The organism is Streptomyces sp. NBC_00016 (assembly GCF_045040885.1).
Classification (GTDB): domain Bacteria; phylum Actinomycetota; class Actinomycetes; order Streptomycetales; family Streptomycetaceae; genus Streptomyces; species Streptomyces coriariae.
The window spans coordinates 3,703,320-3,722,875 of the sequence record NZ_CP108304.1 but is presented as its reverse complement, the minus strand read 5'-3'; the positions used below and the strand labels follow the sequence as shown (position 1 = coordinate 3,722,875).

Below are 19,556 nucleotides of genomic sequence, written 5' to 3'. Positions count from 1 at the left end.
AAAGATCGCCGAAGGGGTCCGGAAAGACTGCTCGGCGAGACTCTTGTTCGGGGCGGGCGACCGACGGGGGACACGCGGCGCCCGCCCCGCCCCGGGCCCGGCCGCCCCGCCTCGTACGGCACCCGGCCGCCGCCCCGGCCCCGGCCCCCGGGGAATGGCCGGATTCCGACGCCCGGGAACCCGTCGGTTCCCGATCGTGAAGGTCGGCGTTGCCCGGCAGTCGCCCCTGGACTACGTTCTGTGAATGCTCACCCCACGGCCCCGGTTCCGCCTGCTCGGACCGCTGGACGTCGAGATCGACGGACGGGCCGTCGTACTCACCGGCCGGCAACGCGCGCTGTGTGCCGTGCTCCTGCTGCACGCCAACCATGTCGTCTCCGTCGACCGGCTGATTCAGTGCCTGTGGGACGACCGGCCGCCCGGCGCGGGCGCGGCCCGGGTACGGGCCCTCGTCGCGGAGGTGCGGCGCGCCCTCGGCCCGGCCGGGGCTGAGCTACTGACCACCCGTCGGCCCGGCTACGTCATACACGCGGGCCCGGACGAACTCGACCTGCTGGCCTTCGAGAACCTCATCAGGGACGCCTCGCGGGCCGCGGCCGACGGCGACTGGCGAGCGGCCCGGCGAGGCGGTGAACAGGCCCTCGCGCTGTGGCGGGACGAGCCGCTGGCCGACCTGTCGGAGGTCGCGGTGCGCGAGGCCGAGCGCCAACGCCTCGCCGAACTGCACCTCGTGGCCCGCGAAGGCGTGGCCGAGGCGGGGATCGAGACCGGCCGGCACCGCGAGGCCATCGCCGAACTACTCCGGCTGACCGCCGCCCACCCGCTGCGCGAACGCCCGCACGGCCTGCTGATGCGCGCCCTGCACCAGGACGGCCGCAGCGCCGAGGCCCTGGAGCTGTACACCGCGCTGCGCCGGCGCATGGTCGACGAACTCGGCATGGAGCCCTCGGCCGACCTCAGGGACCTGCACCAGCGGCTGCTGCGAGGCGGCGGTCTCTCCGCAGGCGCCCCGCCCGAGCGGCCCCCCCCTGCGTCCGAGCGCCCCGTGCCGCGCCAACTCCCGCCCACCCCACGCCGTTTCGTCGGCCGCGACCGTGAACTCGACCGCCTCGATTCCTGTCTGCGCACCTCGGAGCCGCTCGCCCTGATCGTGGGACCGGCGGGCGTCGGCAAGAGCGCGCTGGCGCTGAACTGGGCCCACCGGGTCGCCGACCGCTTCCCCGACGGCCAGCTCTTCCTCGACATGCGGGGCTTCGACAACGCCGAGCCGATGACCCCCGGCGAGGCCCTGCCGCTGCTCCTCCAGGGCCTGGGCTGCGCCCCGCGCGACATCCCGCTGGGCGCCGAGGCGCAGACCGCGCTGTACCGGACGCTGCTCGCGGACCGCAGGGTGCTGGTCGTCCTCGACGACGTGGCCGACGCGTCGTACGTACGGCGGCTGCTGCCCGCCTCGGCGGGCTCGCTGACGCTGGTGACGAGCCGCGACAAGCTCAGCGGCCTGGTCACCCTGGACGGCGCCTACCGGGTGTCCTGCGACGTCCTGGACAGCGCCGCCGCACTGGAGCTGATCAGCGGCGCGGTCGGCGCGGAGGCCGTCGCCGCCGATCCGGAGGCCGCGGCGCGGCTCGTCGAACTCTGCGACCACCTGCCGCTCGCCCTGTGCGTCGCGGGCTCCTGGATCGGCGACCGGCCAGGCAGTATCCGGGCTTACGTCCGTGACCTCGCGGACCGGGGGCGACTGGCCCGGCTGCACGTCGAGGGCGAGGAGTCCGTCGCCGTACGGGCCGCGCTCGACCTGTCGTACGGAGCGCTGCCGGACGAGGCCCGGCGGGCCTTCCGCGCGCTGGGCGCGCTGCCGGGCACCGGCCGGTCGGTCCCGGCGGCCGCCGCGGCCGCCGGGACCGACGAACATCGTCTGGCCGACCTGCTGCGGCTGGCCCAGCGGGTTCATCTGCTGCGCGACGTCGAGCACGGCCGCCCGGCCTGGCACGACCTCGTGCACGAGTACGCCCGTGACCGGACGGCCGCCGAGGACTCCCCCGAGGAGCGGGCCGCCGCCGTCACCCGCGTCCTCGACCACTACCTCCAGAGCGTCGTCAACGCGGCCGCCACGGCCGGCCTGTACGTCATGCGCACCCGCCCGCCCGCCGTCGACGGCTCCCTGCCGCGGGAGTTCGACGGCGCCGAGGACGCGTACGCCTGGTTCGACGGCGAGTGGGACGACATCGCGGCCGCGATCGGCCACGCCGCCGAGCACGGCCCCGCGCCGTACGTGTGGTGGCTGGTGGACGCGCTCCAGGACCTCTTCCACCACCGCAGGCCGCTCTCCGACTGGATGCGGCTGGCCACCCTCGCCCGGGAGGTGGCCGCCCGCGGCGGGGACGAGGTCGGCCAGGCCTCCATGTGTCTGTCCCTGGGCAGCGCCCGCTGGCGCAACGGCGATCTGCGGGGCGCGCTGACGGAGTACGAGGAGGCGGAGCGACTGGCCCGCCGGGCCGGCTGGACGTACGGCGAGGCCGGCAGCCTCCAGGGCAAGGGCGTCACCCTCAAGCTGCTGGGCGAACTGCGCCGCGCGCTGCCCTGCTACGACCGTGCCCTCGCGCTCTACCGCACCCTGGACAACGTCAAGAACGTGGAGATCATGCTGATCAACACGGCGTCCCTGAACCTCGCCCTGGGGCGCCTGGACGCGGCCGAGGAGGCGGCGTGCGCGGCCCTCGACCTGATCGGCGACACGGTCCACCACAACCGTGCGATGGCCCTCGTCAACCTCGCCCTGGTCCGGCAGAAGCAGGCCCGGTTCGACGAGGCGACCGCGGCGCTGCGCACCTGCTTCCTGGTCTCCCGCGACTCCGGGTCCACCTATACGGAGGCCGTGGCCCTGGAGGCGCTCGGCCGGGTCCGCGCCGACGCCGGCCGGGACGACCGGGCGCTGCTCGCCTACGAGGACGCCCTCGCCGTCTCCCGGCGGGTGGAGAACCGCAACTGCCAGGTCGACAGCCTGGTCGGGGTCGCCTCGGTGAAGCTGCGCGCGGGCCGCGCCGACGAGACGGCCGAACACCTCGACGCCGCCTTCGAGATCGCCGAGCGCACCGGTCACCGGGCGGGCCTCGTCGAGGTCCTGCTGGCCCGCGCCGACCTGGCCCGCGCCCAGGGCCGCCCGGCCGACGCCCTGGACCATCTGGAGCGCGCCGAACGCCTCGCGTCCGACGGCAACCCCCTCACCCTCCCGCGCGTCCACCTCACCACCGCCCTGACGCTCCTCGACACCGACACCGACACCGGCACCGACGCCGCACCCGCCCGGGCCCGCGACGCGGCGACCCTGGCCGCCGCCCTCGCCCGGGACTCCGGCCAGCGCCTCCTGCACGCCCGTGCCACGGCGGCCCTCGCCCTCGCCCACGAGGCGCACGGTGACACCGGCCCGGCGCACGAGGCCAGGACGGAGGCGACCGCCCTGTACGCGACGCTGGGCGTCCGGCATCTCCCGGGGATGCCCGCCCCGTCCCGCCCGCTGCCCCACCACCGTCACCGTGAACTCCCTCCGGACGCCGAGTCCCGCCTCACCCTGTACCTGACCGAGCACTTCGACGGCTGAGCCGGTTCAGACGGACGTGGCGTACGCGCTGCCGAGCCGCAGCCGCGGGTCGCGGGCGAGGATCCGTTCGTGCAGGGACCGCAGCTCCGGGCCCGGTTCGCAGCCCAGCAGGTCGATCATCCGCAGGCGCAGCAGCTGGAAGCAGTCCAGCGCGTCCGCCTGGCGTCCCCCGCGGTGCAGGGCGAGCATCAGCAGGCCCGTGACCTTCTCGTCGAAGGGGTGCATCTCGGCCAGCCAGTGCAACTGCGGCAGGCACTCCTCGTGCCGTCCCACGCGCAGGTACAGCTCGGTGCTGCCGACCAGCGCCTCCCGGTGCTCACGCCGCAGCGTCACCCGCGTCGACTCCGCCCAGGCCGTGCGCACGTCGGACAGCGGCTCGCCCCGCCACAGCTCCAGGGCCCGCGCGTAGAGGCCGAGAGCCGTCTCGGTGTCGCCGCCGCGGGCCTCCTGCTGCGCCTGCCGGACCAGGGCGCGGAACCGCGCGGTGTCGACGCAGCGTTCGTCGATCGCGAGGACGTATCCGCCCCGCTTCCGGATCAGTTCGAAGCCCTCGGTCAGCTGCCCGTCCGCCCGCAGCGCCTTCCGCAGGCGGGTGGCCTGGATGTACAGCGCGTCACGCGGGTGCTGGGGCCGGCGCTCCTGCCACACGCGCTCGATCAGCGTCTCGTCGGCGACGAACGCGCCTGGGGTCCAGGCCAGTGCCGCCAGCAGCAGTTTGGTGCCGTGCGGAAGCGGCAGCTTGTCGCCGGAGCGGGCCCGTGCCTCGACGCAGCCAAGCAGCTGAATTTCCATGTACCCCCCGTACCTCGAACCACTCGAGTCACCACTGTGCGCGCGAGGTGTTCGGCTGGCGCATGGATGCTGCACGGCTGCCGCCGGCTTGGCTCGGCCCGGGGGCCCGGGGGCCCGGGGGCGCGGTGGGGTGTGGGCGGGATTGCGGTGCGTCGTCGGGTGCGGGTCCGTCGTGGCCGGTCGCGCAGTTCCCCGCGCCCCTGAGGGGGTGGTTCCGGCCCGTGGTGTCGGGTGCGGGTGCGTCGTGGCCGGTCGCGCAGTTCCCCGCGCCCCTGAGGGGGTGGTGGTTCTGGTCCGTCTCGTCGGGTGCGGGGTGCGTCGTGGCCGGTCGCGCAGTTCCCCGCGCCCCTGGCGGTACGAGTGAAGGCCCGCGCTGGGTGAGCGCGGGCCTTCGTCCCCTGGACCGGACGTTCATGGGCTCGGGTCAATGGGCCGAGAAAGTCCGCTCCGAAAGGGGGCGGCTGACGAAAAGGGGTGTGTCAGGCCGCCGCCTCGGGGTCCTTGGCGAGACGGGGAGCCGGCACGGTGGCCGGGACGTCCGCCGTCTCGGGATAGTGGCACGCCGTCAGGTGGCCGGGCTTGTTGCCCTCGACCTGCACCAGCGGCGGGGCCTCGGTCGCGCACTTCTCCGTCGCCTTCCAGCAGCGGGTGCGGAAGCGGCAGCCGGAGGGCGGGTTGATGGGCGAGGGCACGTCACCGACGAGGCGGATGCGCTCACGGCCCTGGACTCCCTCGTCCTGCACGGTCGCCTCGGGCACGGCGGACAGCAGCGCCCGGGTGTAGGGGTGGCGCGGGTTGCCGTACAGGTCGTCGCGGTCGGCGATCTCGACGATCCGGCCGAGGTACATGACCGCCACGCGCTGCGAGAAGTGCCGTACGACGGCCAGGTCGTGGGCGATGAAGACGAACGCGATGCCCAGGTCCCGCTGGACCTTCTGGAGCAGGTTGACGACCTGCGCCTGGATGGAGACGTCGAGCGCGGAGACGGGTTCGTCGGCCACGATCAGCTTCGGCTCCAGGGCCAGCGCCCGGGCGACACCGATGCGCTGGCGCTGGCCGCCGGAGAACTCGTGCGGGAAGCGGTTGTAGTGCTCGGGGTTGAGACCGACGATCTCCAGCAGCTCGCGCACGCGTGCCTCGCGCCCGCCGGCCGGGTGGATGTCGTTGATCTCCATCGGCCCGGAGATGATCTTGCCGACCGTCTGACGCGGGTTCAGCGACGCGTACGGGTCCTGGAAGATCATCTGGATCTCGGAGCGGATCGGGGCCAGCTGCTTGCGGCCCGCGTGCGTGATGTCCTCGCCGCGGTAGGCGATCCGGCCGCCGGTCGGCTCCAGCAGCCGGGTGATCAGCCGGCCCGTCGTCGACTTGCCGCAGCCGGACTCGCCGACCAGGCCCAGGCTCTCGCCCTCGGCGACCTGGAAGTCCAGCCCGTCGACGGCCTGCACGGCACCGACCGTACGCCGGATCGGGAAGCCGCCCTTGATCGGGAAGTGCTTGGTGAGCCCGGAGACGTCCAGGAGGGGAGTGGTGCTGCTCATGGTGGTGAAATCCCGTCTCTTGTACGTCAGTTCGCGGCGCTGCCGGCGAGGTCTGTGAAGAACTCGGCGCGCTGGTCGGCGGTCAGGTGGCAGGCGGAACCCCGGCCGTTCGTGACCTCCAGCGGCGGCTGCTCCTTGGAGCACAGGCCCCCTTCGACCTTCTCGGCGAAGGTGCACCGGGGGTGGAAGCGGCAGCCCGTGGGCGGGTTCAGCAGCGAGGGCGGCGAACCGGGGATCGGGTTGAGCGGGACGTCCACCGGGTGTTCCAGGTTCGGCATCGAGCTCAGCAGGCCCAGCGTGTAGGGGTGCTGCGGGCTCTGCAGCACCTCCCTCTTGGTGCCTCGTTCCACACACCGGCCGCCGTACATCACCAGCACGTCGTCGGCGATGTCGGCGATGACGCCCAGGTCGTGCGTGATGAAGACGATCGAGGTGCCGAACTCCTGCTGGAGGTCCTTGAGCAGGTCCATGATCTGCGCCTGCACGGTCACGTCGAGAGCCGTGGTCGGCTCGTCGGCGATCAGCAGCTCCGGGTCGCACACCAGCGCCATCGCGATCATCGCGCGCTGGCGCATACCGCCGGAGAACTGGTGCGGGTAGTCGTCCACCCGGACCTCCGGCTGGGGGATGCCCACCCGCCTCAGCATCTCGATCGCCCGGGCCCGCGACTGGCTCTTGGAGGCGCCGGTGTGCTTGCGGTACGTCTCACCGATCTGCTTGCCGATCGTGTGGTACGGCGACAGTGAGGCCAGCGCGTCCTGGAAGATCATCGACATCTTGTTGCCGCGCAGCCGCTCCAGCTGCTTCTCGGAGGCGGTCAGCAGTTCCTTGTCGTCCAGCAGGATCTCGCCCTCGATCGCCGTGCGGTCGCGGTCGTGCAGACCCAGGATGGCCAGGTTGGTGACCGACTTGCCGGAGCCCGACTCGCCCACGATGCCGAGCGTCTTGCCCTTCAACAGGTCGAAGGAGAGCCCGTCGACGGCCTTGACGATGCCGTCCTCGGTGGAGAAATGGACTTTCAGGTCCCTGACGGAGAGGAAGGGCTGCTGATCGGTGCTCGTCACGGGGACGCTCCTGGGGGGTGATGCGAGAGGTAGGGGGCTTGGCGGAGGTCAGGCGAGCCGGATCCGCGGGTCGATGAGAGCGTAGACGGCATCGACGATGATGTTGAAGAACACGATCGCACCGGCCGCCAGGAGGGTCACGCCGAGCAGCATCGGCAGGTCGCTCTGGTCGACGGACTTCACCGCGAGCCGGCCGATGCCCGGGAGGCTGAAGGTCTGCTCGGTGATGATGGCGCCGCCGATCAGCGTGCCGAGGTCGATGCCGAACACCGTGACGATGGGGCCCATCGCGCCGCGCCAGGCGAACCGGAAGAACACGTTCGCCCGGGACAGGCCCTTGGCGCGGGCGGTACGGACGTAGTCCTCGCTCAGTTGCTCCACGAGCTGCGAGCGGGTCATACGGGTGTAGTTGGCGGTGAAGATGATCGCCAGGACCAGCCAGGGCAGCAGCAGTCCGGAGAACCAGGCGACCGGGTCGTCGCTGAAGGGCGTCCACGACGGCTGGTCGAGCCATCCCAGCTGTGCGACGAAGTAGTACATCGCGATGTAGCCGACGAAGTAGATCTGGAGCGACGAGCCGAGCAGCGACGCCGAGCTGGCGAACTTGTCCAGGAACCTGCCCTGCTTGAGGGCCGCGAGCATGCCCGCGCCGACACCGAGGACGAGGAAGACGACGGCCGCGCCGAAGGCGAGCGAGAGGGTCGTCGGCAGGCGGTCCATGATCGTGTCGAAGACCGGCACGTTGTTGGCGAAGGAGTAGCCGAAGCAGGGCGCGTCGCAGTACCCGTAACCGGCGTAGTCGCGACCGGCGAAGACGCCCTTCAGCCAGTACCAGTACTGCACCGGGATGGAGTGGTCGATGCCCAGGTTCTTCCGGATCTGCGCGAGGTTCTCAGGCGTGCAGTTCTTGCCGCAGGACATCATGGCGGGGTCACGCGGCACGGCGTAGAAGAGCCAGAAGGTGATGGCGCTGATGATCAACAGAATGACCAGCGCGCCGATGACTCGGCGGACAAGGAAGCGGAGCATGAGGCGTGACTTTCCGGACGGGGCGCCGTCGCCGCGGTAAGGAGAGGGGGGTGGGCCGCAGGGGGGTGGCCGCGGTGACGGCCACCCCCAGGAGGCGTGCGCTTACTTCTTGGCGTAGAGCTTGCAGAGCGCGACGCAGGTGTTGGCGTTGTCCCACAGGACGTTGCCGACCTTGGAGCCGTACAGGTAGTTGCGGATCTTGTGGTAGTCCGGGACGACCGCGGCGAGCTCCATGATCATCTTGTCGATGTTGCCCCAGGCCTTGTTGGCCTCCTCCACGTCCGCGATCTGGGAGGCCGCGTCGATCGCCTTGTTGACGCTCGGGTCGTTCAGCTGGGCGTAGTTGCTGCGGCCGTCGCCGATGTTCTTGCCGCTCCAGCAGGGGTAGAACTGCGAGTAACCGTTCGGCCAGTCCGGGCTCCAGCCGGCCGCGAACAGGTCGAAGTCGTTGTCGATCTTGCCGATCTGGGTGTAGAAGGTCGACTTGTCGACCTGCTTGTTGACGACCGTGAAGCCGGCCTCTTCCAGCGCGTTCTTGATGGCGACGGCGGTCTTCACCGCGGTGTCCGACTGCTGGTAGGCGATGACCAGCTTCTGGCCGACCTTGCCGGCCTCCTTCAGCAGGGCCTTGGCCTTCTCGGCGTTGCCGCCCGGCTTCTTGTCCACGCCGTACAGGTCGAACTTGGTGTAGCCGGGGGTCACCGGGGCGAAGATCGTGGTGGCGATCTCCTGGCTGTAGGCACCGCCACCGATGGTCTGCAGCTGCTGGTGCGGCCAGGCGTAGTTGATGGCCTGGCGGACCTTGAGGTCCGTGATCCGGGTCATGTTGATCGGCCAGTAGTAGGTGACCGTGTCGACCGCGGTGAGGACGCGCTTCTTCAGCTCGGCGTTGGTGAGGACCTGGGCGATGCGCTCGGGCGCGACCTCGTTGAAGATCGGCACCGCGTACTGGTCGGTGCCCTTGTCAGCGATCCAGCGGTCGGTCGAGGCGACCAGCTCGTAGCCCATCTGGAACAGGTACTTGTCCGGGTAGGCGTTGCGGATCGCGTCGGTCTTCGGGTCCCAGTGCTCGTTGCGCACGAAGGTCATCGACTTGCCGATGTTGCGGCTCTCGACCTTGTACGGGCCGCAGGAGATCGGCTGCTTGTCGTACTTCTCCTTGGTGTCGTGCTTCTTGGGCACCAGGGAGTAAGCGCGCATCGCGAGCGTGAAGTTGAAGTCGGCGCGGGCTTCCTTGAGACGGAAGGTGATGGTCTTGCCGTCGACCTCGATGGAGTCGAGGCTCTTGCCCTCGTACGGACCCTTGTACTTGTCGCCACCCACCAGGAAGTCCTGGACGTAGCGCGGGCCCTCGGTGATGAAGCCGGCGAAGATGCGCTCGAAGGTGTGGCGGAGGTCGTCCGAGGAGACCTCGGCGCCGTCCTCCCACTTCAGACCGTCCTTCAGCGTGAAGGTCCAGGTCTTGCCGCCGTCCTTCATGGTGCCGGCGTCGGTCGCGGCGTCGCCGACCAGGGTGGCGTTGCCCTTGGCGTCCAGCTTGTAACCGGTCAGACCGCGCATGATCGGCACGGTGATGGCGGCCTCGGTCGAGACGTAGATCTGCGCCGGGTCCATGTGGTCCATGTCGAACTGCTGGAGCGAGTAGATCGTCCCGCCCTTGACCGCGCCCGCCACCTCGGCGGCCGGACCGGTGGAGTCGGCCTTGGTGCCGACCGGGATCTCGACGGTCTTGGCCCCGGTGACCTTGGGGGCCTTGTCCTGCGAGGAGCCCCCCTCGTTGCCACTGCTGCACGCGCTCAGCACCGACGTCGACGCCGCGGCGACACCGGTGGCGATGAGGAAGTTTCTGCGCGAGAAGGACATGCTGCCTGCCTTGAAGTGGGAGTGATGAGAGAGATCCGGCACCCCGGCGTCCTTGCCGTGGTCCTGAAGAGGGCCGGAGCTAGCGCTTGGACTTCGGGTCGAGTGCGTCACGCACCGAGTCACCGAGCAGGTTGAACGCGAGGACGAAGATCACCATGGACAGGCCCGGGAAGAGCATGAAGGTGAGGTCCTCGGTGTAGAAACTTGCACCCCGCGCGATCATGACGCCCCAGTCCGGGGTCGGGTCGATCATGCCGACTCCGAGGAAGGCGAGACCCGCCTCAGCGGTGACGTACGCCGGGAGCATCAGCGTGGTCTGGATGATGATCGGCGTCCACAGGTTGGGCAGCAGCTCCTTGAAGACGATACGCCCCGGTGATGCACCCGTGACCTTCGCGGCCTCGACGAACTCCCGTTCACGCAGGCCCAGTACCTGACCGCGCAGCAGCCGGGCGATGGACGCCCATCCGAAGGCGGAGAGGACGATGATCAGAGCCGTGGCCCGCAGCCAGGTCGGGATCTCCTCGTCGGGGGCGACGAAGAGCCCGAACACGACCGGCATGAAGGCGATGAAGAAGAGCGTGGAGGGGAACGACAGCAGGATGTCGATGACCCGGCCCACGAGATAGTCCGTCTTGCCGCCGAGATAGCCCGCGGTGGTGCCGATGACCACACCGACGACCACGGTCAGCACGGTCGCGGCGAGCGCGATGCCCAGCGAGTTGCGGATCGCGTAGAGCAGGAAGGTGAAGACGTCGCGCCCCAGCTGGGGTTCGATGCCGAACCAGAACTCCGAGCTCATGCCGCCGTTCGGACCCGACGGGTAGGCGAAGGGGTTCAGCAGCTCGGGGCGCTGACTGGCGTACGTGGTGTATGGGTCCTTGCCGTACAGCTTGGCTATCAACGGAGCGGCGACGGCGATCACGAAGAAGAAGCCCACGATGCACGCGGACATGACGCCCGTGCGGTCCCGCTTGAAGCGGTTCCACGCCAGCCGTCCGGGGGAGCGGCCTTCGCTGCCCTTGTGGGTGGAGGGCGTGGGCGACTTCTCGACGCTCTCGTCGGTCACCTCAAGCGGGGCAGCCGCTGATGGAGTTGGGGGGGTCATGGTGCTCCTGGCCCACGGGAGGGTCTGATGACTCCGCAGGGCACTCCCTACGGGCTACGCCGGACTTTTTCAACGCAATTCGTTCACGGTCAATAAATTCTGGTCTCCCTTGGTTTTCTCTTTACTTTCTTTACCTGAGCTTGACCATATCGTAGCTACGCGTGTAGCGCGCCGTGATCGTTCCGTGTCTGAATTCGGGCCAACTACGCGAAACGGGCAAGGGGTTCGATATTCGGACGCCGGGGTGTCGGAATGCGTACATCTCGGGGTCACAATCCAACGGTTCGGCATCGGATGGTGAAGATCCGTTGCGCACTGCACCGAAGATCCATTGTGACCTGCGAAGAAGATCCTTTTCGACCCCCCGCCAGGATCCTGCTGCCGGCCTCCGGCGCACTCGCGCCGTCCCCCGAATAGCCCTCCGATGGCCTCCCGTTGGGCGCGGCCCCTGTGCGTCATGCACCTTTTAAGTTGATATTTACTGGTAATGGATCAGTGCTTCGGTGCTGACGGCACAGCGCTCAGGTAAAAGCGCGGTCAATGAGGAGGCATCCATGCGTGGAGCCACGCACGCCAAGTGGGCCGCATGCGCGGCGGCGGCAGCACTCGCGGCGACGGCGTGCGGGGGCGGGGGGAGCGACAGCGGCGGCGGTGACGGCGGCGCGGTGCTCAGCTCCTCCTGGGGAGACCCGCAGAACCCGCTGGAGCCCGCCAACACCAACGAGGTGCAGGGCGGCAAGGTCCTCGACATGATCTTCCGCAGCCTGAAGAAGTACAACCCGGAGACCGGCGCGGCCGAGGACATGCTGGCCGAGAAGATCGAGACCACGGACTCCCAGAACTTCACGATCACCGTCAAGGACGGCTGGACGTTCAGCAATGGCGAAAAAGTGACGTCGAAATCCTTCGTCACCGCGTGGAACTACGCGGCGAGTCTGAAGAACAACCAGAAGAACGCCTACTTCTTCGAGTACATCGACGGCTACGCCGCGGCCCATCCCGCCAGTGGCTCGCAGACCACCGACGTCCTGTCCGGGCTCAAGGTCGTCAACGACAGGACCTTCACCGTCAAGCTCAAGCAGAAGTTCTCGACCTTCCCCGACACCCTGGGCTACCCCGCCTACGCCCCGCTGCCGCAGGCCTTCTTCACCGACCACGCGAACTGGGTGAAGAAACCGATCGGAAACGGGCCGTACACGATCGACTCCTACACCAAGGGCTCCCAGATGGCCCTGAAGAAGTGGGACGGCTACCCCGGCGACGACAAGGCGGAGAACGGCGGCGTGACCCTGAAGGTCTACACCGACAACAACACCGCCTACACCGATCTGCTGGCCGGCAACCTCGACCTGGTCGACGACGTGCCCGCGGCCCAGCTCAAGAACGTCAAGAACGACCTCGGCGACCGCTATCTGAACACCCCCGCCGGCATCATCCAGACCCTGGCCTTCCCCTTCTACGACAAGAAGTGGAACACCACCGGCTCGGACAAGGTCCGTACCGGCCTCTCCCGCGCGATCGACCGCAAGCAGATCACCGAGACGATCTTCCAGAACACCCGCACCCCCGCCACCGACTGGACCTCCCCGGTGCTCGGCGAGGAGGGCGGCTTCAAGGAAGGCCTGTGCGGGGACGCCTGCGAGTACGACCCCGCCGCGGCGAAGAAGCTCATCCAGGAGGGCGGCGGCCTGCCCGGCGGCCAGGTCAAGATCACATACAACGCGGACACCGGATCGCACAAACAGTGGGTCGACGCGGTCTGCAACTCGATCAACAACGCCCTCGACAACGACAAGGCCTGCGTCGGCAACCCGGTCGGCACGTTCGCGGACTTCCGCACCCAGATCGGTGACCGGAAGATGACCGGACCCTTCCGGGCGGGGTGGCAGATGGACTACCCCCTGATCCAGAACTTCCTCCAGCCGCTCTACTACACGAACGCCTCCTCCAACGACGGCAAGTGGTCCAACAAGGACTTCGACAAGCTCGTCGACCAGGCCAACGCCGAGACCGACACCGCCAAGGCCGTGGAGATCTTCCAGCAGGCCGAGGAGGTCGTCCGCGACAACATGGCCGCCATCCCGCTCTGGTACCAGAACGGCAGCGCCGGCTACTCGGAGCGGCTCTCGAACGTCAAGCTCAACCCGTTCTCCGTCCCGGTCTACAACGAGATCAAGGTCAGCTGACCCGCCATGGGCCGGTATGTGATCCGGCGTCTGCTCCAGATGATCCCGGTGTTCATCGGTGCCACGCTGTTGATCTTTCTGATGGTGAACGTGATGGGCGACCCCATCGCGGGCCTGTGCGGTGACCGGGAATGCGACCCGGCCACGGCCGCCCAGCTGAAGAAGGAGTTCGGTCTCGACAAGCCGGTCTGGCAGCAGTACCTGACCTACATGGGGAACGTCTTCACCGGAGACTTCGGTACGGCGTTCAACGGCCAGCCGGTCACCGAGCTGATGGCGACGGCCTTCCCGGTCACCATCCGGCTGACGATCGTCGCGATCGTCTTCGAGATCGTCATCGGCATCACCCTCGGCGTGGTGACGGGTCTGCGCCGCGGCCGGCCCGTCGACACCGGGGTCCTGCTGCTCACCCTCGTCGTGATCTCCGTCCCCACCTTCGTCACCGGCCTGCTGCTCCAACTGCTGCTCGGCGTGGAATGGGGCTGGATCAAACCGTCGGTCTCCTCGGAGGCCACCTTCGGCGAGCTGATCGTGCCGGGCCTGGTGCTCGCCTCCGTCTCCCTGGCGTACGTCACCCGGCTGACCCGCACCTCCATCGCGGAGAACCGACGGTCCGACTACGTCCGCACGGCCGTCGCCAAGGGGCTGCCCCGCCGCCGGGTCGTCACCCGGCACCTGCTGCGCAACTCCCTCATCCCCGTGGTCACCTTCATCGGCACCGACATCGGCGCCCTGATGGGCGGCGCGATCGTCACCGAGCGCATCTTCAACATCCACGGCGTCGGCTTCCAGCTCTACCAGGGGATCCTCCGCCAGAACACCCAGACCGTCGTCGGCTTCGTGACCGTCCTCGTCCTGGTCTTCCTGGTGGCCAACCTGCTCGTCGACCTGCTGTACGCCGTACTCGACCCGAGGATCCGCTATGCCTGAGCCGATGCCGCCGGAGCACCTGCCGGGCGCGGGCCGCACCCCGGAGGAGGGAGCCATCGCCGACACCGGCATGGGCGGCGCGATGGACCTGGCCACCGCGGAGGGGGAGACCCTCGAGAAGACACCCGGCGGACCGCAGGGCACCGGGCCCTCCGAGAAGGCCCGTTCCCTCTGGTCCGACGCCTGGCGGGACCTGCGCCGCAACCCGGTCTTCATCATCTCCGGCCTGGTCATCCTCTTCCTGGTCTTCATCTCCCTGTGGCCCGGGGCGATCACCTGGCTGAGCCCCCTCAAGTGCGACCTCGCCAAGGCCCAGGAGGGCTCCCAGCCGGGCCATCCCTTCGGCTTCGACGGCCAGGGCTGCGACGTCTACACGCGCGTCGTCTACGGCGCCCGGACGTCCGTCACGGTCGGTGTCCTGGCCACCCTCGGCGTCGCCCTGCTCGGCAGCGTGCTGGGCGGTCTGGCCGGGTTCTTCGGCGGGGCGGGGGACTCGATCCTGTCCCGGATCACCGACATCTTCTTCGCCATCCCGGTCGTCCTCGGCGGCCTGGTCCTCCTCTCCGTCGTGACCAGCAATACGGTCTGGCCGGTCATCGGGTTCATGGTGCTGCTCGGCTGGCCCCAGATCTCCCGGATCGCCCGCGGCTCGGTGATCACCGTCAAGCAGAACGACTTCGTCCAGGCGGCCCGGGCCCTGGGCGCCACCCATTCCCGGCTGCTGCTGCGGCACATCGCGCCGAACGCGGTCGCCCCGGTGATCGTCGTGGCGACCATCGCGCTCGGCACGTTCATCTCGCTGGAGGCGACCCTGTCCTACCTCGGCGTCGGACTGAAACCGCCGACCGTCTCCTGGGGCATCGACATCTCCGCCGCCTCGCCCTACATCCGCAACGCCCCGCACGCCCTGCTGTGGCCCTCGGGCGCCCTGGCCCTCACGGTCCTGGCGTTCATCATGCTCGGCGACGCGGTGCGCGACGCCCTCGACCCGAAGCTGAGGTGACGGCCGGATGCTGCTCGAAGTACGCGACCTGCACGTGGAGTTCCGCACCCGGGACGGGATCGCCAGGGCCGTCAACGGCGTCAGCTACGGCGTGGACGCGGGCGAGACCCTCGCCGTGCTCGGCGAGTCCGGCTCCGGCAAGTCCGTCACCGCCCAGGCGATCATGGGCATCCTCGATGTGCCGCCCGGCCGGATCACCGGCGGCGAGATCCTCTTCCGCGGCAAGGACCTGCTGCGCTTCAAGGAGGACGAACGCCGCAAGGTACGCGGCGCCGAGATGGCGATGATCTTCCAGGACGCCCTGTCGTCCCTGAACCCCGTGCTGTCGGTCGGCGACCAGCTCGGCGAGATGTTCGTCGTGCACCGGGGGATGTCCCGGAAGGACGCGCGGACCAAGGCCGTGGAGCTGATGGACCGCGTCCGCATCCCGGGCGCCCGGGAACGGGTCAGGGACTACCCGCACCAGTTCTCCGGCGGTATGCGCCAGCGCATCATGATCGCGATGGCGATGGCCCTGGAGCCGGCGCTCATCATCGCCGACGAACCCACCACCGCCCTCGACGTCACCGTCCAGGCCCAGGTCATGGACCTGCTCGCGGAACTCCAGCGCGAGTACCACATGGGCCTGATCCTCATCACCCACGACCTGGGCGTGGTCGCGGACGTGGCCGACCGCATCGCGGTGATGTACGCGGGCCGGATCGTCGAGTCGGCCCCGGTCCACGACATCTACAAGGCCCCGGCCCACCCCTACACGCGAGGCCTGCTCGACTCCATCCCGCGGCTGGACCAGAAGGGCCAGGAGCTCTACGCCATCAAGGGCCTGCCGCCCAACCTCATGCACATCCCGCCCGGCTGCGCCTTCAACCCGCGCTGCCCGATGGCCCAGGACGTGTGCCGCCGGGACGTACCCCCGCTGTACGAGGTCGACGAGTCCGACGCGGACCGCACGAGCGCGTGCCACTTCTGGAGGGAGTGCCTGCATGGCTAGTTCCGCATCGGCCGAGCCGATCCTCGAAGTGGCCGGGCTGGTCAAGCACTATCCGCTCACCCAGGGCATCCTGTTCAGGAAGCAGGTCGGCGCGGTCAAGGCCGTCGACGGCGTCGACTTCACCCTTCACCGCGGCGAGACCCTGGGCATCGTCGGGGAGTCCGGCTGCGGCAAGTCCACGGTCGCCAAGATGCTGGTCAACCTGGAGAAGCCGACGGCGGGGGAGATCCGCTACAAGGGCGAGGACGTCACCGGCCTGTCGGGCAAGGCGCTGCGGACCGTCCGGCGCAACATCCAGATGGTCTTCCAGGACCCGTACACCTCGCTCAACCCGCGCATGACCGTCGGCGACATCATCGGGGAGCCGTACGAGATCCACCCCGAGGTGGCGCCCAAGGGCGACCGGCGCAGACAGGTCCAGGACCTGCTGGACGTCGTCGGGCTCAACCCCGAGTACATCAACCGCTACCCGCACCAGTTCTCGGGCGGCCAGCGGCAGCGGATCGGCATCGCGCGGGGGCTGGCCCTGCGTCCGGAGGTGATCGTCGCCGACGAGCCGGTGTCCGCGCTGGACGTGTCGGTGCAGGCGCAGGTGATCAACCTGCTGGACCGGCTCCAGAGCGAGTTCGACCTGTCCTACCTCTTCATCGCCCACGACCTCTCGATCGTCCGCCACATCTCGGACCGGGTGGGGGTGATGTACCTCGGCCGGATCGTGGAGATCGGCCGCGACGCCGAGATCTACGACCATCCGACGCATCCCTACACGCAGGCCCTGCTCTCCGCGGTGCCCGTTCCGGACCCGGAGGCGCGGGAGCACCGGGAGCGGATCATCCTGGCGGGCGACGTCCCGTCCCCGACGAACATCCCCTCCGGCTGCCGCTTCCGCACCCGCTGCTGGAAGGCGCGGGAGCGGTGCGAGCTGGAGGTGCCGGTGCTGGCGGTCCCGGCGGAGTTCCGGCACGCGACCGGCCCGGCGGCACACGACTCGGCATGTCACTTCGCGGAGGAGAAGCAGGTGGTCCCACCGGAGGAACCACGGGAGGAACCACCGGATGATCACACCAACGGCGGTGTATAGCAGCACATTTGCTCAGCAACCGCGTTAACACACAGGCAACTTGACCGACCCGATTCCGATATACGGACGGGCCACTCTGAACAGCGTACGGCCGTGCGGGTGCCGTAAACGGGCCGGGAGCGCCATGTCTCCCGGCCCGTTGCCATGCCTACGGCACTACGTCAGGCCCAGGGAACGCTTGAGGAAGTCGACCTGGAGCAGCAGCAGGTTCTCCGCGACCTGTTCCTGGGGGGTCATGTGGGTGACGCCCGACAGGGGGAGCACCTCGTGCGGGCGGCCGGCGGCCAGCAGGGCCGAGGAGAGCCGCAGGCTGTGGGCGACCACCACGTTGTCGTCGGCCAGCCCGTGGACGATCATCAGCGGGCGGTGGGGTTCGGCGGGTGAGGAGAGCCCCTCGTCGGTGACGAGCGAGCTCTTCGCGTACGCCTCCGGGGTGGTGGCCGGGTCGCCGAGGTAGCGCTCGGTGTAGTGGGTGTCATAGAGCCGCCAGTCGGTCACCGGGGCGCCCGCGATGCCGGCTTGGAAGACGTCGGGGCGGCGCAGCACCGCCAGGGCCGCGAGCCAACCGCCGTAGGACCAGCCGCGGATCGCCACCCGGGAGAGGTCGAGGGGATGGCTCTTCGCCAGGTCCTCCAGTGCCTCGACCTGGTCGTCCAGGCTGACCGTGAGGTCGTGATGGATCGCCTTCTCCCAGCCGGGGGAACGGCCCGGGGTGCCCCGCCCGTCGGCGACGACCACCGCGAAACCCTGGTCGGCGAACCACTGGGAGGTCAGGTGCGCGTTGTGCGCGGCGAGCACCCGGGGCCCGTGCGGGCCGCCGTAGGGATCCATGAGCACGGGCAGGGGGGTGTCACCGGGGTAGTCCGTAGGCATAAGCACGGCGCACGGGATACGCCGTGCGCCCCCTTCGGTGAGCTGTACGCGGGGGGACAGACCGGGATCTTCGGCGTACGACCGGACAGTCGCCGCCGGCTTCCCGTCCCGCAGTACCCGCGCCACGCTGCCCGGCCGGTCGAGCACCGCCGACACCACGACGGTCACGTTCCCCGAGCGCACCGCCGAGTGCACCCCGGGCTCCTGGGAGAGGCGCTCGACGCCGAGTTCGTTGACGCGGTAGACGTGCACCTCGCCGGTTTCCGACGCGGCGGCGTCCGCCCCGGCCGAGGCGGCGACCAGCACGTCGTCGGAGGTGACGTCGAGCACCGCACGTACATGCAACTGGGCGCCCGTCAGCGGACGTTCCCCGACCGCCAGGACCCGGGCGCCGCCCTCGTCGGCGATCCTGACCAACTGTCCCGACGGGCTCCAGCACGGCACGCCAGGGAAAAGATCGAGCCAAATCCGATCTTCGTCGGCGTGCACCATCCGGGTCGCCCCGGAGTCGGTGTCCACCGCCAGGAACAGCTGACTGCGCTGGTCGCGCGCCTGTACGAGCAGCAGCGGCGCCCCCGCCCCTGACCAGTGCACTCGCGCCAGATACGGATAGCGCGCCCGGTCCCAGACGACCTCCGTGCGCACCCCGTCGAGCCCGAACACGAACAGCCGCACCTCGGCGTTGGCCGTCCCGGCAGCCGGATAGGGCACGTGTTGTGGATCACGTTTCGGCTGGGCCGGATCGGCGATCCACCACCGCTCCACCGGCGCGTCGTCCGCCCGCGTGACCAGCAGTCGATCCGACTCCGGAGACCACCAGAACCCCCGTGAGCGGCCCATCTCCTCGGCCGCGATGAACTCGGCCAATCCATAGGAAACCGTGTCCGATTCCGGCTCCGCCAGCGCCCGGTCGCCGTCGCCCTCGGCGCCCACCACCCGCAGGGCGCCCCCGACGACGTACGCGACGAGCCGCCCGTCGGGGGACGGACGGGGGTCGATCACCGGCCCGGGGACCGCGAGTTCGGTCGCCGTACCGGCCCGCAGCTCCGCCGTGAAAAGCCGCCCTGACAAGGCGAAAGACGCCAGCTCGACGGCCTCGTCGGTGGCGTAGCCGATGATCCCGGCGCCGCCCTCACGGCTGCGCTCGCGGCGGGCGCGCTCCTGCGGCGAGAGGTCCTCCGAGGTGCCGCCGAGGAGGGCGCGCGGGTCGGCCGCCGGGCGCTCCGTGCCGTCCGCGGGGTCGAGGACCCACAGCGCACCCGCGCGGTCCGTGCCGGAGCCGGAGCGCAGGAACACGACCCGGGAGCTGTCGGGGGCCACCGTGAACGAACGCGGCGCGCCGAGGGTGAAACGCTGGGTGCGGGCGTGTCTGCGGGGGAAGGAGTCGGACTCGGTCGTCATCCTCCGACCATATTGGCCATGCGACCCCCTTGTGCGGCTGTGCGCCGCGAGATGCGCACCCACACATAGTTATGATCACTAGCGCTGTGTGGGTAT

At 69.6% G+C, this 19,556-nt stretch carries 13 protein-coding genes; 6 read left to right on the top strand and 7 right to left on the bottom strand.

Annotated elements, in window-relative coordinates:
* The first annotated feature begins 244 nt into the window (after window positions 1-244).
* Window positions 245-3,598, top strand: a complete 3,354-nt coding sequence (locus OG933_RS16295) for a BTAD domain-containing putative transcriptional regulator (RefSeq protein WP_405627603.1) — start codon at window positions 245-247, stop codon at window positions 3,596-3,598.
* Between the two features lie 6 nt (window positions 3,599-3,604).
* Here the strand turns inward: OG933_RS16295 and OG933_RS16290 are convergent, their stop codons facing one another.
* From OG933_RS16290 to OG933_RS16265, 6 genes are all read right to left on the bottom strand, one after another.
* On the bottom strand, window positions 3,605-4,390 hold the full coding sequence (locus tag OG933_RS16290) for a BTAD domain-containing putative transcriptional regulator (RefSeq protein WP_020127953.1): 786 nt from the start codon (window positions 4,388-4,390) through the stop codon (window positions 3,605-3,607).
* Between the two features lie 479 nt (window positions 4,391-4,869).
* On the bottom strand, window positions 4,870-5,931 hold the full coding sequence (locus OG933_RS16285) for a dipeptide ABC transporter ATP-binding protein (protein WP_362517011.1): 1,062 nt from the start codon (window positions 5,929-5,931) through the stop codon (window positions 4,870-4,872).
* A gap of 26 nt (window positions 5,932-5,957) precedes the next feature.
* On the bottom strand, window positions 5,958-6,995 hold the full coding sequence (locus OG933_RS16280; protein ID WP_362517008.1) for an ABC transporter ATP-binding protein: 1,038 nt from the start codon (window positions 6,993-6,995) through the stop codon (window positions 5,958-5,960).
* A gap of 48 nt (window positions 6,996-7,043) precedes the next feature.
* Window positions 7,044-8,024 (bottom strand): ABC transporter permease, encoded by a 981-nt coding sequence (locus OG933_RS16275; protein WP_020127950.1) that lies wholly within the window; start codon window positions 8,022-8,024, stop codon window positions 7,044-7,046.
* A 102-nt stretch (window positions 8,025-8,126) separates the two neighbouring features.
* Window positions 8,127-9,887 (bottom strand): ABC transporter substrate-binding protein, encoded by a 1,761-nt coding sequence (locus OG933_RS16270; RefSeq protein ID WP_362518294.1) that lies wholly within the window; start codon window positions 9,885-9,887, stop codon window positions 8,127-8,129.
* A gap of 79 nt (window positions 9,888-9,966) precedes the next feature.
* On the bottom strand, window positions 9,967-10,956 hold the full coding sequence (locus OG933_RS16265; RefSeq protein ID WP_267018562.1) for an ABC transporter permease: 990 nt from the start codon (window positions 10,954-10,956) through the stop codon (window positions 9,967-9,969).
* Between the two features lie 593 nt (window positions 10,957-11,549).
* Between OG933_RS16265 and OG933_RS16260 the strand changes: the two genes are divergently transcribed.
* Genes OG933_RS16260 through OG933_RS16240 form a run of 5 tightly spaced genes read left to right on the top strand, consistent with a single transcriptional unit; the run spans window position 11,550 to window position 17,186 of the window.
* Complete coding sequence (locus OG933_RS16260; RefSeq protein ID WP_405627601.1) at window positions 11,550-13,181, top strand: ABC transporter substrate-binding protein; 1,632 nt, start codon at window positions 11,550-11,552, stop codon at window positions 13,179-13,181.
* A 6-nt stretch (window positions 13,182-13,187) separates the two neighbouring features.
* Window positions 13,188-14,111, top strand: coding sequence for an ABC transporter permease (locus tag OG933_RS16255; RefSeq protein WP_362517001.1), 924 nt, complete (start codon window positions 13,188-13,190; stop codon window positions 14,109-14,111).
* Complete coding sequence (locus OG933_RS16250) at window positions 14,104-15,114, top strand: ABC transporter permease (RefSeq protein WP_362516998.1); 1,011 nt, start codon at window positions 14,104-14,106, stop codon at window positions 15,112-15,114. The genes OG933_RS16255 and OG933_RS16250 overlap by 8 nt, the downstream gene beginning before the upstream one ends.
* Window positions 15,115-15,121: 7 nt before the next feature.
* Window positions 15,122-16,105 carry an ABC transporter ATP-binding protein gene (locus OG933_RS16245; RefSeq protein ID WP_362516995.1) on the top strand — a complete coding sequence of 328 codons (984 nt, stop codon included), beginning with the start codon at window positions 15,122-15,124 and terminating at the stop codon, window positions 16,103-16,105.
* The gene (locus tag OG933_RS16240; protein ID WP_405627599.1) at window positions 16,098-17,186 is read left to right on the top strand and encodes an ABC transporter ATP-binding protein; all 1,089 of its coding nucleotides are present in this window, start codon (window positions 16,098-16,100) and stop codon (window positions 17,184-17,186) included. The genes OG933_RS16245 and OG933_RS16240 overlap by 8 nt, the downstream gene beginning before the upstream one ends.
* A gap of 156 nt (window positions 17,187-17,342) precedes the next feature.
* On the opposite strand, the gene OG933_RS16235 is transcribed toward OG933_RS16240, so the two are convergent.
* Window positions 17,343-19,460: a prolyl oligopeptidase family serine peptidase gene (locus OG933_RS16235; protein WP_405627597.1), complete on the bottom strand. Its 2,118-nt coding sequence runs from the start codon at window positions 19,458-19,460 to the stop codon at window positions 17,343-17,345.
* Between the last annotated feature and the right edge of the window lie 96 nt (window positions 19,461-19,556).

Bases quoted from the DNA above. Each gene is read 5' to 3' on its own strand.
- OG933_RS16250 (WP_362516998.1), top strand. From the start codon at position 14,104: ATGCCTGAGCCGATGCCGCCGGAGCACCTGCCGGGCGCGGGCCGCACC.
- OG933_RS16275 (WP_020127950.1), bottom strand. From the start codon at position 8,024: ATGCTCCGCTTCCTTGTCCGCCGAGTCATCGGCGCGCTGGTCATTCTG.
- OG933_RS16235 (WP_405627597.1), bottom strand. From the start codon at position 19,460: ATGACGACCGAGTCCGACTCCTTCCCCCGCAGACACGCCCGCACCCAG.
- OG933_RS16270 (WP_362518294.1), bottom strand. From the start codon at position 9,887: ATGTCCTTCTCGCGCAGAAACTTCCTCATCGCCACCGGTGTCGCCGCG.
- OG933_RS16260 (WP_405627601.1), top strand. From the start codon at position 11,550: ATGCGTGGAGCCACGCACGCCAAGTGGGCCGCATGCGCGGCGGCGGCA.
- OG933_RS16255 (WP_362517001.1), top strand. From the start codon at position 13,188: ATGGGCCGGTATGTGATCCGGCGTCTGCTCCAGATGATCCCGGTGTTC.
- OG933_RS16240 (WP_405627599.1), top strand. From the start codon at position 16,098: ATGGCTAGTTCCGCATCGGCCGAGCCGATCCTCGAAGTGGCCGGGCTG.
- OG933_RS16245 (WP_362516995.1), top strand. From the start codon at position 15,122: ATGCTGCTCGAAGTACGCGACCTGCACGTGGAGTTCCGCACCCGGGAC.
- OG933_RS16295 (WP_405627603.1), top strand. From the start codon at position 245: ATGCTCACCCCACGGCCCCGGTTCCGCCTGCTCGGACCGCTGGACGTC.
- OG933_RS16285 (WP_362517011.1), bottom strand. From the start codon at position 5,931: ATGAGCAGCACCACTCCCCTCCTGGACGTCTCCGGGCTCACCAAGCAC.
- OG933_RS16290 (WP_020127953.1), bottom strand. From the start codon at position 4,390: ATGGAAATTCAGCTGCTTGGCTGCGTCGAGGCACGGGCCCGCTCCGGC.